Origin of the sequence: Lachnospira multipara ATCC 19207 (assembly GCF_000424105.1) — a bacterium.
GTDB classification, from domain to species: domain Bacteria; phylum Bacillota; class Clostridia; order Lachnospirales; family Lachnospiraceae; genus Lachnospira; species Lachnospira multipara.
Window position 1 is genome coordinate 181,475 of sequence record NZ_AUJG01000002.1, and the last position, 14,195, is coordinate 195,669.

A 14,195-nucleotide genomic window follows, 5' to 3' on the forward strand; every position below is an offset into this window, starting at 1 on the left:
CTAGTAAAATTTATTTTAGAGACTAGATAGATTCTAACTTAGTTGTGGGTTGTTAAAACAATAACATAGAGAATACATTTTTGAAAAGAGGAATTTAGTGAAAAAAGTAGCATTACATAGCCTTGGTTGCAAGGTTAATTCATATGAAACAGAATCAATGGAAGAGTTGTTTAGAAAGGCGGGCTATGAGATTGTCCCTTTTAAGGAGGATGTTTTAGCTGATGTCTATGTAATCAATACTTGTTCCGTTACTAATATAGCCGATAGAAAGTCTCGTCAGATGCTTCATAAGGCTAAGAAAATGAACCCAGAGTCGGTGGTTATCGCCTGCGGTTGTTACGTTGAATCAGATAGCGCAGGAGTTATTGCTGACGAGTGCGTTGATATTGTAATTGGTAATAATAGAAAATTTAGCGTTGTTGAGGCCTTAGAGGAATACTATAAGGACAGCACTTGCAACGTTTTCATGAATGATATAAATAAGGATTCAAATTATGAGAATCTTACAATCGAGACAGTATCTGAGCATACTAGAGCCTATATAAAGATTCAGGATGGTTGTAATCAGTTCTGTTCTTACTGTATTATTCCATACGTTCGTGGAAGAATCAGAAGTAGACAGATTTCTGATATCGTTGAGGAAGTTAAGGGCTTGGCGGCTAAAGGCTTTAAGGAAGTGGTTTTAACTGGTATTCACATTACAAGTTACGGCCTCGACTTTGTGAAAGAAAGCGACAAGGGTCTAGCTAGCGACGATTATCTTGCTAATGAAAATGCAACAGCCCATATAGGCCTTCTTGATGTAATTAAGGCTATCAATGAGATTGATGGAATTGAAAGAATCAGACTTTCCTCACTTGAGCCAAGAGTAATTACAGAGGAATTTGCTAAGGAAATTGCGAAAATGCCTAAGCTTTGTCCACATTTTCATCTATCCCTTCAAAGTGGAAATGATAAGACTCTAAAGGCTATGAATAGAAAATACGATACTAAGGAATTTATGGAGGGGGTTAATAGACTTCGTAAATACCTTGATAAACCAGCCCTTACAACAGATATTATTGTTGGTTTCCCAGGTGAGACAGATGAGGACTTTAATGAGACTTATGAGTACCTAAAGAAGGTAAACTTTTATGAGATGCACATTTTCAAATACTCAAGAAGAAAGGGTACGGTTGCTGATAAGATGCCGGCTCAGGTAAACGGTAAGGATAAAAATAAGAGAAGTAATTCACTTTTACTTATGACAAAGGTTAATTCTTTGGCTTATAGAAAGGATTTCCTTGAGAATACTAAGTTTGCTGATGTCTTAATTGAGGAGCTAGTTACAATTGATGATAAGGAATATTATACAGGTTATACTAAGAATTATATTCGTGTAGCTATTGAAAAAGAGGCATTTAAAGGTTATTCTATAGTAAGTGAAGATAAAATAGTTAATACTATTGTAAAAATTAAAGCAGAAAGTTTAATGAGCGATAACGAGACAGTTCTTTGCTCAATTATCGGAGAGTAAATATGAAGACTAGAAAGAATGAGGCAGGAATGATTCTTGCCATAGACATGGGTAACACTAACATTGTAGTTGGATGCGTGGATAATGACCGTGTAATTTTTGAGGAGAGATTATCTACAGACCCATCAAAGACGGAGCTTGAGTATGCAATAGGTTTTAAGACGGTTCTTGAATTATATAATATAAAGCCTGAGGACATTAAGGGTTCAATTATTTCCTCAGTTGTGCCATCTTTAGTTAATATTATTAAAGAGGCAGTAATTAAGACAGTTGGCGTGGTCCCTATGATCGTTGGCCCTGGCATTAAGACAGGCCTTAACATCCTTATGGATCAGCCTCGTCAAGTAGGTTCTGATTTAATCGTTGATGCTGTTGGTGCAATTCATGAGTACGGCGCACCGGTTATTATTATTGACCTTGGAACAGCGACAACAATTAGTGTGGTGGATGAGAAGGCTAATTACATTGGTGGTGCGATTTTACCAGGAATTAGAGTATCTCATGATTCCCTAGTTTCAAGAACAGCACAGTTACCTAAGATTTCCCTTGAGGCACCGGAAAAGTCAATCGCAAAGAACACTGTAGATTGCATGAAGTCTGGCCTTGTTTATGGAAATGCTGCATGTATTGATGGCATGATTCGCCGTTTAACTCGTGAAGCTGGCTTTGGCAAGAACGGAAAGCCAGAAGCTAAGGTAGTTGCTACAGGTGGTCTTGCAAGTGTTGTAATTCCTAATTGTGAAGAGAAGATTATTGAAGATCCTGAGCTTTTAATTAAAGGACTTAAAATTATTTATGATAAAAATGTAGATTAGGAGAGTTTTATGTTAACTAATAAGAATGTAGTAATTGGAGTGACAGGAAGTATTGCGGCCTATAAGATAGCCAACCTAGCAAGCATGTTAGTTAAACAGCATGCCAATGTTGACGTTATTATGACAGAAAATGCTACAAATTTTATTAATCCAATTGCATTTGAGACTTTAACAAGTAATAAATGCATTGTTGATACATTTGATAGAAATTTCCAATTTAATGTAGAGCATGTATCTTTGGCTAAAAAGGCAGACATTTTCCTTGTGGCTCCTGCTTCCGCTAATGTTATTGGCAAGATGGCAGCAGGAATTGCAGATGATATGTTAACTACAACTCTACTTGCAGCTAAATGCCCAATTTATGTGGCACCAGCTATGAATACTAATATGTATACTAACAGAATTGTTCAGGATAATATAGCTAAGTTAAAGGGATATGGTGTACATTTTATTACACCAGCCACAGGTAGACTTGCTTGTGATGATGTGGGAATTGGCAAGTTAGCATCAGAAGATGTTTTAATGGATAATATCCTACGCGAAATTGCAATGCCACATGACCTTGAAGGCCTTAAGGTGGTAGTAACTGCAGGTCCAACTAGAGAGAAAATCGATCCAGTTAGATATCTTTCCAATAATTCCACAGGTAAGATGGGTTATGCTATTGCTAAGGTTGCTATGATGCGTGGTGCAAATGTAACACTTATTTCAGGTCCTACAAGCCTAGATAAACCTCGCTTTGTAGATGCTATTGATGTAGTTTCAGCAAGAGATATGTATGAGGCGGTAGTTGAAGAAGCTAAGGATGCTGATATTGTTATTAAGGCTGCTGCAGTGGCTGATTACAGACCAGATACAGTGGCAGATGAGAAGATTAAGAAAAAAGACGGAGATATGTCAATTAGTCTAGAGAGAACTGATGACATACTTGCTAGTCTTGGAGCAAACAAGTCAGATAAGCTCTTCCTTTGCGGTTTTTCAATGGAGACAGAAAATTTAATTGAGAACTCAAGAAAGAAGCTTGATAAGAAGAATCTCGATATGATAGTTTGCAACAATTTAAAAGTAGCTGGCGCTGGTTTTGGTACAGATACTAACGTAGTTACATTTATTACAAAGTCAGATATTAAGGAACTTCCGATTATGTCTAAGGAAGAAGTGGCGTCTAAGTTACTTGATGAGATTATGACTTTAAGAAAGTAGAAATACATTTTCAAAATAATAGGGTAGATAGGGTAGAAAATTTATATAAGGGGCAAATTGATTAATGGCTAAAAATAAAAAGGTAATTAAATATAGGCGTAATTATGACAAAGTAATTGCAGTTGTAACTTTTGTATTAATTGCAGTTTATGTAGTTTGTTTTGTCTTTTTATACGCTACAAAAAGTTCGGTTAAGACCTATGAAACTGCGCTTGGTAGTCTTTATGACAGCGAGAGTTTCACGGCCTTAGCTATTCGTGACGAGACAGTTTATTATTCAAATTATTCGGGTTTCGTTAACTATTATCAGGTTGAGGGCAGCAAGGTGGCTAATGGAGAGACGGTTTATTCAGTGGATGAAACCGGCAAAGTTGCTGATCTTTTGGCAAGCTATAGCACCGATACTTCAAATGCCCTTTCTTCCGATGATTTGTCTTTACTAAAGGAGACACTTGATAAGTATAAGCTAAATTATGATCCTAATGAATTCAGTGAAATTTATAATTTAAAGACAGATTTGAATTCTACAATTCTTGCATCTATAAGCGCAGATATTATGGAAAATCTTGATTCTTTAATCGATTCAACAGGAAATGCTAACTTCTTTAATGCCGTGGGTTCTGAGGCAGCAGGAGTGGTGGTTTATAGCACAGATGGCTATGAAAATTTTAGCGAGGATCAGTTATCTACTTCTTGCTTTAATAAAAATAATTATGAAAAAAATGTATTAAAAAATACCAGTGGTGAAGATACCATTGTAGCTGGCGATGCCGCTTACAAAATTGTAAATAGCGAGAATTGGAATCTATATATTTCCCTTTCTAAGTCTCAAGTTGAACAGCTTGATTTGACAAATGCATCTACAGTTACAGTAAATTTCAAGTCCGACGGTATATCCACAAGTTGTGGCTTTGAATTAGTTGAAGTTAATGGACAATATTTTGGAAAAATGGCACTTTCAAAATATATGATTCGATATGCTACAGAAAGATACTTAGATATTGAACTTGTTGTGGATGAGGCAACAGGAATTAAGGTTCCAAGCTCAGCAATGACAACAAAGGATTTCTATGTACTTCCAACTAGCTATTTAACTTCAAGTGGTAATGAAAATGGATATCTAATTAGCTATGAAGAAAATGGGGAGACTAAAAAGACCTTTATTAAAGTAGCTAGATATTATACAGAGGACAACGACACAACGGATACTAGTGATGACTACATTTACGTAGATCCAAATCTGTTCCCGTCAGATTCCTTTGTCTTAATAAAAGAGGATAGTAAAGAAACCTATTCTGATATAAAGACAGCATCACTTAATGGTGTTTACTGCGTAAATTCTGGCTTTACAGAATTTAAGGTAGGAAATATTTTGAAGAAGAACGACGAGTATTGTATCCTAGAAAACAATGCTACAAAAGGCGTTGAACTCTACGATAGAATTTTACTTGACGCAAAGAAATACAGCGAAGGTGAGCTGATATATTAATTGTCGCAATCAGCTTTGCTGATTACGACCTAGCGTCGCGCTGCGCGAAGCGCATCTCATGCGCGATGTTCCCCCCTGTCGCAATCAGCTTTGCTGATTACGACCTAGCGTCGCGCCGCGCGAAGCGCGTCTCATGCGCGATGTTCAATGGTAAATGTAAAAAGGAGTAATTATGGTAGTTGAAAATTACAAGGAAGTTTTAGAAAACGTTAAAAAGGCCGCCCTTAAGGCCGGCAGAGACCCTAAAGACATTACTGTTTTAGCGGTCAGCAAAACAAAGCCAAATGAAATGATAGAAGAATTATATAACGAAGGCGTTAGAGAATTTGGCGAAAATTATGTCCAGGAACTTGCAACAAAAATGGAAACTCTACCTAAAGATATCCAATGGCATATGATTGGACATTTGCAAAGAAATAAGATTAAATACATCATTGAAAATGTTAAAATGATCCATTCAGTAGATTCCCTTAGACTTGCTAAGGCAATCAGTGATGAAGCCGTTAAAAGAGGCGTAAATATGGACATTTTACTTGAAGTTAATGTGGCTCTTGAGGAAAATAAATTTGGTTTTAAAGTAGAAGAGGTTGAAGAGGCACTTAAAGAAATTGCAAAATTGCCTAATATCTGCGTAAAAGGCTTAATGACAAGTGCTCCATACGTTAGCAACGCAGAAGAAAATCGACAATATTTTAAAAGACTAAATAAATTATTAGTTGACATCAATGATAAAAACATAGATAATGTTAGTATGAGCGTTCTTTCAATGGGGATGACTAACGATTATTTGGTAGCCATTGAAGAAGGTGCGACTCATGTAAGAGTTGGCACAGCAATTTTTGGTGAGAGAAACTATAATAAATAGTTTATGTATTTTATGGACAGAATTTTATATTGCTGTGGAAAATCGATTGGGAATAAGGAGAAGAAAAATGGGAGCAATAGATAAGATTACAGATTTTTTCAAATTTAACGAAGAAGACGACTACGAGGATATCGAAGAAGAAGGATATGATGATTTAGAAGAAGACTACGAAGAAGATGAAGAAACAACTAATGACAGAAGAAACATCTTCGGTGGTAAGAAGAACGATACTGATTCAGTTTCAGTTCCAGAAAGACCAAAGTCAAGTCAGTCTCGTACTAAGATTGTACCTATTAAGACACAGACTCCAAAGGAATTAGAGGTTGTTGTTATTAGACCTCAGTCTATGGAAGATGCTAAGGAAATTACAGATACTTTACTTTACGGTAAAGCTGTTGTTCTTAATTTAGAAGGTATTCACGTTGAGATAGCTCAGAGAATTATTGATTATTCTGCTGGTTCAACATACGCAATCAGAGGTAACTTACAGAAGATTACTAACTTTATCTTCCTTGTAACACCTCCTAATGTAGATATTTCAGGTGACATTCCTGAATTAGTTGGTGGCGGAATTGATTTAGCAGGTGTTAAGTCTAAGTCTGATATTAGTCAGTTATAATTAAAGATTTTGCCATCTAAGCGCTAGCTTAGGTGGCTTTTTTAGTAGTAAGTGTGTTTTGTGGAGGAATTATGAGTAAGTGTATTAATGTAAAATATGAGGAAAAGCCTTGTTATGATATTGTAATTGAGAAGGATTTTTCTAAGCTAGCAGAAAGCTTTAATAAGCTTGGTGTTAAGGATAGAAAGATCTGTATCGTAACAGATTCTAATGTTGGTCCTATTTATGCAAATGAAGTGAAGGCCGAGCTTGAAAAGACAGGCAATAAGGTTTTTGTCTATACATTTGAAGCAGGAGAGGACAATAAGACTCTTTCTACAGTTCAGGATGTTTATGAATTTTTAATACAGAACAAATTCGATAGAAAGGATATGCTTGCGGCTCTAGGTGGCGGTGTTGTTGGAGATTTAACAGGTTATACTGCAGCAACTTACCTTAGAGGGGTAAATTTTATTCAAATTCCAACTTCTCTATTAGCACAAGTAGATTCTAGTATCGGTGGAAAAACTGGCGTAGATTTTAGAGGTTATAAGAACATGGTTGGGGCTTTTCATATGCCTAAACTTGTATATATGAATATGGGTTGTCTTAAGTCTTTATCTAAGAGACTCTTTAATTCTGGCTTTGGCGAGATTATTAAGCATGGTCTTATTAAGGATAAGGAATACTATCACTGGTTAAAGGATGAATATAAGGCAATTACTAGCCTTGATTTTGATGCTCTTGAACATATGATTTATGTGAGCTGTAATATTAAAAGAGAAGTGGTTGAAAAAGATCCAAAGGAACAGGGAGATAGAGCCCTACTTAACTTTGGTCATACACTTGGTCATGCCATTGAGAAACTACTTAACTTTAGTATGTATCATGGCGAATGTGTAGTGTTAGGTATGGTTGCAGCACTAGACATTTCTCTTAGAAGAGCTAAAATTACAGAGGAAGAGTATAATGAAGCTATTGAGATGTTTAAGCTCTATGAATTCCCTGTAACTTGTAAGGGAGTTTTAGCTGAGGATGTAATTAAGGCTTCTAAAAATGATAAAAAGGCAGACGCTGGTAAGATTAAGTTCATTTTACTTGATTCTATTGGAGATGCCATAATTGATAAGACTGTTTCAGATGATGAAATGAGACAGGCTTTAAAAAGAGTTTTAGAATAAAATTTATCAGACTCTTTTAAAAAATGGGAAGGGAAATTTGAAGTTTTTTATGAAAAAAAGTGTTAGATTAATTATATTTTTACTTGCAAGCGCATTACTAGTTGAGCTTGATCAGATTACAAAGATTATTGCAAGAGCTAATCTTGAGGGTAAGTCAGAGGGTTTTTCTATAATTCCTGGAGTTTTGAAATTATTTTACCTAGAAAATCAGGGAGCGGCTTGGGGAATCTTAAATGGCAAGCTTAATTTCTTTATTGTACTTACTTGCCTTATTGTATTAGTACTTGTTTATATAGTAATTAAGATGCCAGCAGATAAGAAATATAATTATCTCTTTTTTACAATAATCTTTTTAACAAGCGGAGCAATCGGAAACTTTATTGATAGAATTAGATTGTCTTACGTTAGAGATTTTATTTATTTTGAATTAATTGATTTCCCTGTATTTAACGTAGCTGATATTTATGTTACTTTATCGGTTATTGCCTTGATTATCCTTATTTTCTTTGTTTACAAGGATGAGGATTTTGCATTTTTATCAAGAAAAAGGGAATCTAACTAATAATTTTTTGAGGTGCAAATGTTAGATAATTTAGACGCAAATAAAAACGATGAAATAATGGCTTCTATGACAGAGAACATGAATGATGCTGTGATGGATGAGCTAGATTTAGAGGATGAGGACTCTTTTGAGAAGGAGATTTGCCTTAAAACTGAGAGTCAGGATAAGGGGACTCGTATTGATAAATACATTTCCTCAAAGCTAACTGACTTTTCCCGTTCTAGAATTCAAAAATCTATTGAAGAGGATAATATCTTAGTGGATGGAGCAAGCATTAAGGCTAACTATAAGCTTAAGGGCGGGGAAAACATTTTAGTAAGGATCCCTAAGCTTGTGGTGCCAGAAATTGTGGCGCAAGACATTCCACTTGATATAGTTTATGAGGATGATGATTTAATCCTTATTAATAAGCCAAAGGGTATGGTTGTGCATCCTGCGGCAGGTCATTACGACAACACTATGGTCAATGCCCTTATGTATCACTGCAAGGATAATTTATCCGGCATCAACGGGGTTTTAAGACCTGGTATTGTTCATAGAATTGACATGAACACAACGGGAATTATTGTTGCTTGTAAAAATGATTTTTCCCACAATTTTATAGCTAGTCAGTTGGCGGTTCATTCTATAACTAGAAAGTATTATGCCATTTGCCTAAATTCCTTTAAAGAGAAAGAGGGTACAGTAGATGCGCCTATTGGCAGAAATCCTAACGATAGAAAGAAGATGGCTATTGATAGAAAGAATGGCAAGAGAGCTGTTACTCACTACAAAGTTTTAGAAAACTTTGGAAAATATGCCTTTATCGAGTGTCAGCTTGAAACCGGCAGAACTCACCAGATTAGAGTGCATATGGCAAGTATCGGGCATCCTCTTTTAGGAGATGATGTATATTCAAGGGCTAAGTCCAATTTCAAATTGCAGGGCCAGACTTTGCATGCTGGAGTTCTTGGCTTTATACATCCTCGTACAAAAGAATATGTGGAGTTTAGCGCGGAATTGCCAGATTATTTTAAGGAACTATTAGAGAAATTAAGAAAGTCAAGTTAACTAAGAAAAAGCGTTTTTAGGGGATTGCTTATATTGCTTTTAAAATATATCTAACTTTGGAGGTCATCATGAGACGTAGAGAATATATTGATTTGATTTTAAATGGCATTTCCGATAGTTTTGACATTTACCATAACTATTGGTTTAAGGACAGGAAATTCGTGGTCTATGCATATAATTACGATCGCAAGAATAAATTTGAGACAGCTAAGGATGCGAAATTATGGGACTCGAAAAGCTATGAACATCTTTTCTTTATAAATTGCGATGATTTAGACCCAGAGAAGTTTAAGGAGCTTTATCAGTGGACTATTGATAATATTGAGCCACATTTCGTCCGTGGAGATAAAAGATGGCCACAAAAGAATCACATGTGTAGCTACATTTCCTTTATTATAATTACCAAGAATCCTATTACTTATGAGGTTTCGCAGCTTATTAAGAAGAGTAATTTTAAGAAGAATTATCTATTTGGAGCTAGAGGTTTTTCAAATATTAGGATTGCAGTAATTACGCCAAGTACAAAGGAAATTACAGTTAATAAGTTTGGGGCAAAGATAGGAAATTTCCTATCGGAATTGTTGCCTAATGAATAAGATAAATGTTATAATAATTATATAAATTTTTGTTCATTCATATAGCGATGATTTTAAAAATTGTTCAAGGGGGTATGAATTATGAATGAGAGAACTGTTATAACAATTGGCAGAGAATTTGGTAGTGGCGGTCATGAAGTAGGTATGAAGCTTGCTGCTAAACTAGGCATTAAGTGCTATGACAAGGAATTATTATCTGAGGCAGCTAAGGCAAGTGGCATAGCAGAAGAGCTTTTTTCAGCTCAGGATGAGAAGCCAACAAGTAGTTTCTTATATTCATTAGTCATGGATACTTATTCTCTTGGATATACTAATGCATATATGGACATGCCTATTAATCACAAGGTTTTCCTTGCTCAGTTCGATGCCATTAAGAAAATCGCTGCAAGAGAGTCTTGCGTAATCGTTGGTCGTTGTGCAGATTACGCCCTCGAGGACAATCCATTTGCAGTAAATGTCTTTATTAAGGCACCTCTTGAAAAGAGAGTGGAGAGAATCAAGAGAATCTATGAGCTAAACGATAACAAGGCAGCTGACTTCATTCAGAAGACAGATAAGAAGAGAGCTAGCTATTATAACTACTATTCTAGTAAGAGATGGGGCGAGGCTAAGAGCTACAACCTTTGCATTGATACTGGAGATGTAGGAATAGAGGGCGCTATCGAGCTCATATTAAATTATGTAGAATTAAAGGAAAAGAATTTGTAGTATTTATGTTGGATAATGGATTTAAAGGAAAGAAGAAATATGATTTTGGAAAATGGATCACTGGAGGAAATTCAAAGATTTATCTGATCTTAATGATAGTAGTATTTGTCTTTTTGCTTTTTGCCCTAAAGACAGTTATTAAGATGCATCAGGATAATATTGATAATGAGAATGGTGAAGCAACAAGCGAGGATGTAAATAACGACATCACAGAAGAAGCTACAGAGAGCGAGTCTAACTATGTTGCAACTAATATGTCTTATTGCATTAAGATTAATAAATCTCAGAATTTTGCAGTTATTTACCAAATGGATGAAAATCAAGAATACACTATAGTTGTTAAGGCATTTAAGGTTTCAGTAAGTGAAGACGCAAGTGTAGGTGAGACTTTCATTTCCCGTAAGGCTTTATGGTGGAAAGTTTCTGATACTTCATATTGCCGTTATGCTTCTAAATTGGACAATTCAGAGGTTTTATATTCAGCAGCATATTACTACAATGAAACAGATAATTCTTTAAATAAGAATTCTTATAATAATATTGGAAATGCGTCTCTAGACGGCTCAATTCACATGACCGTTAGCAATGCTAAGTGGATTTATGAAAATTGTGGCATCAACACACCAGTCTATATCCTTGATAATTTCGATTTGGACGAGGGCGTGACTCTAGAGGAGTTTGAAACAATAAGTTCAGGCTATCGCGACCCAACAGATACAAAGTAAGAATGTAAGATTTAACTCAGTCGGAGTACAAGCTCCGACTGAGTTAAACGCTCCGCGAGGATGCGCACGGATTCGGGTCTTGACTGATATAAAGATAAAATGAATAAAAGATTAACCGGTAGGTTTTTGAGTTACTTATATGGAGTTTAACTTAAATCTACCGGTTTTTTGTTGTTGTGGGTGGAGGATTATTTAGAATCTAGTGGGGTTAGATACATTTTCCTAAAGGCGCCCTTTAAAGAAAGGCAGTATCTGTGCTATAATGTGCCCTGTTAAATAAAAGAAATAGGGAAGTGTAATTATGCTATATATTATTCGACATGGAAAAACTGATTGGAATGTGGCAAAGAAGCTACAGGGCTGGACGGACATTCCACTAAATGAGCAGGGTATTAGTATGGCTCGTGAGGCGGCAAAGGAGAATAAAGAGATAGATTTTGATATATGCTTTTGTTCGCCTTTAACTAGAGCTAGACAGACTGCCGAGCTTTTCCTTGAAGGCAGGGACACTCCTATTATTATAGATGAGCGAATCAAAGAGATGGGCTTTGGTGAATACGAGGGAATTACTAACTATTTTGAGGATAGTAGTTGCCCTGTAAATGTTTTTTTTACTTATCCAAAGAACTATAAGGGTTCTAAAAATGGGGAATCTACTAAGGATTTACTTGCGCGAACTAAGGATTTTCTTGAAGATAAGGTCTATCCTCTTCTTAAAGAGGGTAAGAATGTCTTAATCGTTGGGCATGGCGCTGCAAATTCTAGTATCATTTGCAATTATCTTAATCGTGACGAAGACGATTTCTGGAAAGAGAGTATTGCTAACTGCAAGCTTATTAATTTAGATGCTTTAAAGGCCAACTAAGGGGCTAATATTATTTAAGCAAAAATGTTATTATTGATAAACTTTATCATATTTTAATTCCATTGATAATAAAGGGTAAATATGAATAAAGCCTTGATTTTACTGTATTTTTTGTGTTTTTTTCAGAAATTTGCAATTTTGTATTGAGAAAAAATTATCAATAAACTATTATATTAAGGTAAGGTTTCTATAAATTATTATTAATGGAGGAACATATGTTATATTCAACAGAAATTAAAAACATGTGCCCTGTAACACAGGGAGTACACCATGGCGCAGCTCCTATTCCAGAAGAAGCAAAATGGGTACAGGCAAAGAAAATCGAGGATATATCTGGCTATACACACGGTATTGGCTGGTGTGCACCTCAGCAGGGAGCTTGTAAGCTTTCCCTTAACGTAAAAGACGGAATTATTCAGGAAGCTCTTGTAGAGACAATCGGATGTTCAGGAATGACTCATTCAGCAGCTATGGCTTCTGAAATTCTTCCAGGACTTACTCTTCTTGAAGCTCTTAATACAGACCTTGTATGTGATGCTATCAATACAGCTATGAGAGAATTATTCTTACAGATTGTATATGGTAGAACTCAGTCTGCATTTTCAGAGGATGGACTTCAGATCGGTGCTGGTCTTGAAGATTTAGGTAAGGGTACTCGTTCAATGGTTGGTACTACTTATGGTACTTTAGCTAAGGGACCACGTTACCTTGAACTTACAGATGGTTACATCACAGAAGTTGCATTAGACGAAGATGATGAAATCATTGGTTATAAGTTTGTTAACTTTGGTAAGATGATGGATTTCTTAAAGGCTGGCGACGACGCAGAAACAGCTTTAAAGAAGGCATCTGGACAATATGGTAGAGTTGATGACGCTGTTAAGTGCATCGACCCAAGAAGACAGTAATAGGAGGATAATTGAAATGGCATTATTTGAATCATATGAAAGAAGAGAGCCACAGATCCTCGCTGTTTTAAAGGAATATGGTATCTCATCAATTGAAGAATGTAAGGAAATTACAGACGCAGCTGGTATCGATGTATATCACTTAATCGAAGGTATCCAGCCAATTTGTTTTGAGAATGCAAAGTGGGCTTACACAGTAGGTGCTGCTATTGCTATTAAGAAGGATTGCCGTAAGGCTTCAGAAGCTGCTGCAGCTATCGGTGAAGGTTTACAGGCTTTCTGTATCCCAGGTTCAGTAGCTGACCGTCGTAAGGTTGGTTTAGGACATGGTAACTTAGGAAAGATGCTTCTTGAAGAAGATACAGAATGTTTCGCATTCTTAGCAGGTCACGAATCATTCGCTGCTGCTGAAGGTGCTATCGGTATCGCTGAGAAGGCTAATAAGGTTCGTAAGACTCCTTTAAGAGTTATCCTTAACGGTTTAGGTAAGGATGCTGCTCAGATTATTTCTCGTATCAACGGTTTCACATACGTTGAAACAGAGTATGACTACAAGACAGGCGAACTTAAGGAAGCATTTAGAAAGTGTTACTCAAAGGATGCTAACTCTCCAAGAGCAAAGGTTAACTGCTACGGCGCTAACGATGTTCAGGAAGGTGTAGCTATCATGTGGAAGGAAAACGTTGATGTTTCTATCACAGGTAACTCTACAAACCCAACAAGATTCCAGCATCCAGTAGCTGGTACATATAAGAAGGAAAGACTTGAAGCTGGTAAGAAGTACTTCTCAGTAGCTTCAGGTGGTGGTACAGGACGTACACTTCACCCAGATAACATGGCTGCAGGTCCAGCTTCATATGGTATGACAGATACTATGGGACGTATGCATTCAGATGCACAGTTCGCTGGTTCTTCATCAGTTCCTGCCCACGTAGAAATGATGGGTCTTATCGGTGCTGGTAACAACCCAATGGTAGGTATGACAGTTTCAACTGCCGTTTCTATCGAAGAAGCTGCTAAGGCTGGTAAGTTCTAAGATTATTAGAACACACATTTATAATTTATAATTTAAATTAAATTCTAGCCAAGCTATCATTTTTCTAGATGTGATCTG

General features: G+C 36.2%; 15 protein-coding genes. All 15 read left to right on the plus strand.

Going from position 1 to position 14,195, the window contains the following annotated elements:
• Positions 1–97: 97 nt before the first annotated feature.
• A complete protein-coding gene (mtaB, locus tag G600_RS0103255; RefSeq protein WP_027430647.1) occupies positions 98–1,516 on the plus strand; it encodes a tRNA (N(6)-L-threonylcarbamoyladenosine(37)-C(2))-methylthiotransferase MtaB in 1,419 nt (472 codons plus the stop codon).
• Positions 1,517–1,545: 29 nt separating this feature from the next.
• Positions 1,546–2,331 carry a type III pantothenate kinase gene (locus G600_RS0103260; RefSeq protein ID WP_027430648.1) on the plus strand — a complete coding sequence of 262 codons (786 nt, stop codon included), beginning with the start codon at positions 1,546–1,548 and terminating at the stop codon, positions 2,329–2,331.
• A 9-nt stretch (positions 2,332–2,340) separates the two neighbouring features.
• On the plus strand, positions 2,341–3,534 hold the full coding sequence (gene coaBC, locus G600_RS0103265) for a bifunctional phosphopantothenoylcysteine decarboxylase/phosphopantothenate--cysteine ligase CoaBC (RefSeq protein ID WP_027430649.1): 1,194 nt from the start codon (positions 2,341–2,343) through the stop codon (positions 3,532–3,534).
• 64 nt (positions 3,535–3,598) lie between these two features.
• A complete protein-coding gene (locus G600_RS0103270) occupies positions 3,599–5,023 on the plus strand; it encodes an HlyD family efflux transporter periplasmic adaptor subunit (protein ID WP_027430650.1) in 1,425 nt (474 codons plus the stop codon).
• Positions 5,024–5,195: 172 nt separating this feature from the next.
• The gene (locus G600_RS0103275; protein ID WP_027430651.1) at positions 5,196–5,888 is read left to right on the plus strand and encodes a YggS family pyridoxal phosphate-dependent enzyme; all 693 of its coding nucleotides are present in this window, start codon (positions 5,196–5,198) and stop codon (positions 5,886–5,888) included.
• Between the two features lie 67 nt (positions 5,889–5,955).
• On the plus strand, positions 5,956–6,507 hold the full coding sequence (locus G600_RS0103280; protein WP_027430652.1) for a cell division protein SepF: 552 nt from the start codon (positions 5,956–5,958) through the stop codon (positions 6,505–6,507).
• Positions 6,508–6,578: 71 nt separating this feature from the next.
• Positions 6,579–7,667: a 3-dehydroquinate synthase gene (gene aroB, locus G600_RS0103285; protein ID WP_034245405.1), complete on the plus strand. Its 1,089-nt coding sequence runs from the start codon at positions 6,579–6,581 to the stop codon at positions 7,665–7,667.
• 49 nt (positions 7,668–7,716) lie between these two features.
• Positions 7,717–8,229, plus strand: coding sequence for a signal peptidase II (gene lspA / locus G600_RS0103290; RefSeq protein WP_027430654.1), 513 nt, complete (start codon positions 7,717–7,719; stop codon positions 8,227–8,229).
• A gap of 93 nt (positions 8,230–8,322) precedes the next feature.
• The gene (locus G600_RS0103295; protein ID WP_081669406.1) at positions 8,323–9,279 is read left to right on the plus strand and encodes an RluA family pseudouridine synthase; all 957 of its coding nucleotides are present in this window, start codon (positions 8,323–8,325) and stop codon (positions 9,277–9,279) included.
• A 68-nt stretch (positions 9,280–9,347) separates the two neighbouring features.
• Positions 9,348–9,875 carry a hypothetical protein gene (locus G600_RS0103300; protein ID WP_027430656.1) on the plus strand — a complete coding sequence of 176 codons (528 nt, stop codon included), beginning with the start codon at positions 9,348–9,350 and terminating at the stop codon, positions 9,873–9,875.
• 81 nt (positions 9,876–9,956) lie between these two features.
• Positions 9,957–10,583: a cytidylate kinase-like family protein gene (locus tag G600_RS0103305; RefSeq protein WP_027430657.1), complete on the plus strand. Its 627-nt coding sequence runs from the start codon at positions 9,957–9,959 to the stop codon at positions 10,581–10,583.
• Positions 10,584–10,588: 5 nt separating this feature from the next.
• Complete coding sequence (locus G600_RS0103310) at positions 10,589–11,308, plus strand: L,D-transpeptidase family protein (protein WP_027430658.1); 720 nt, start codon at positions 10,589–10,591, stop codon at positions 11,306–11,308.
• 301 nt (positions 11,309–11,609) lie between these two features.
• The gene (locus G600_RS0103315) at positions 11,610–12,173 is read left to right on the plus strand and encodes a histidine phosphatase family protein (RefSeq protein ID WP_027430659.1); all 564 of its coding nucleotides are present in this window, start codon (positions 11,610–11,612) and stop codon (positions 12,171–12,173) included.
• 215 nt (positions 12,174–12,388) lie between these two features.
• Entirely contained in the window at positions 12,389–13,081 is a 693-nt protein-coding gene (locus tag G600_RS0103320; protein WP_027430660.1) for an iron-sulfur cluster assembly scaffold protein, read from the plus strand.
• Positions 13,082–13,097: 16 nt separating this feature from the next.
• Positions 13,098–14,117: a GGGtGRT protein gene (locus G600_RS0103325; RefSeq protein WP_027430661.1), complete on the plus strand. Its 1,020-nt coding sequence runs from the start codon at positions 13,098–13,100 to the stop codon at positions 14,115–14,117.
• The last annotated feature ends 78 nt before the right edge of the window (positions 14,118–14,195 follow it).

Bases quoted from the DNA above. Each gene is read 5' to 3' on its own strand.
- G600_RS0103260 (WP_027430648.1), top strand. From the start codon at position 1,546: ATGATTCTTGCCATAGACATGGGTAACACTAACATTGTAGTTGGATGC.
- coaBC (WP_027430649.1), top strand. From the start codon at position 2,341: ATGTTAACTAATAAGAATGTAGTAATTGGAGTGACAGGAAGTATTGCG.
- G600_RS0103270 (WP_027430650.1), top strand. From the start codon at position 3,599: ATGGCTAAAAATAAAAAGGTAATTAAATATAGGCGTAATTATGACAAA.
- G600_RS0103275 (WP_027430651.1), top strand. From the start codon at position 5,196: ATGGTAGTTGAAAATTACAAGGAAGTTTTAGAAAACGTTAAAAAGGCC.
- G600_RS0103280 (WP_027430652.1), top strand. From the start codon at position 5,956: ATGGGAGCAATAGATAAGATTACAGATTTTTTCAAATTTAACGAAGAA.
- aroB (WP_034245405.1), top strand. From the start codon at position 6,579: ATGAGTAAGTGTATTAATGTAAAATATGAGGAAAAGCCTTGTTATGAT.
- lspA (WP_027430654.1), top strand. From the start codon at position 7,717: ATGAAAAAAAGTGTTAGATTAATTATATTTTTACTTGCAAGCGCATTA.
- G600_RS0103295 (WP_081669406.1), top strand. From the start codon at position 8,323: ATGGATGAGCTAGATTTAGAGGATGAGGACTCTTTTGAGAAGGAGATT.
- G600_RS0103300 (WP_027430656.1), top strand. From the start codon at position 9,348: ATGAGACGTAGAGAATATATTGATTTGATTTTAAATGGCATTTCCGAT.
- G600_RS0103305 (WP_027430657.1), top strand. From the start codon at position 9,957: ATGAATGAGAGAACTGTTATAACAATTGGCAGAGAATTTGGTAGTGGC.
- G600_RS0103310 (WP_027430658.1), top strand. From the start codon at position 10,589: ATGTTGGATAATGGATTTAAAGGAAAGAAGAAATATGATTTTGGAAAA.
- G600_RS0103315 (WP_027430659.1), top strand. From the start codon at position 11,610: ATGCTATATATTATTCGACATGGAAAAACTGATTGGAATGTGGCAAAG.
- G600_RS0103320 (WP_027430660.1), top strand. From the start codon at position 12,389: ATGTTATATTCAACAGAAATTAAAAACATGTGCCCTGTAACACAGGGA.
- G600_RS0103325 (WP_027430661.1), top strand. From the start codon at position 13,098: ATGGCATTATTTGAATCATATGAAAGAAGAGAGCCACAGATCCTCGCT.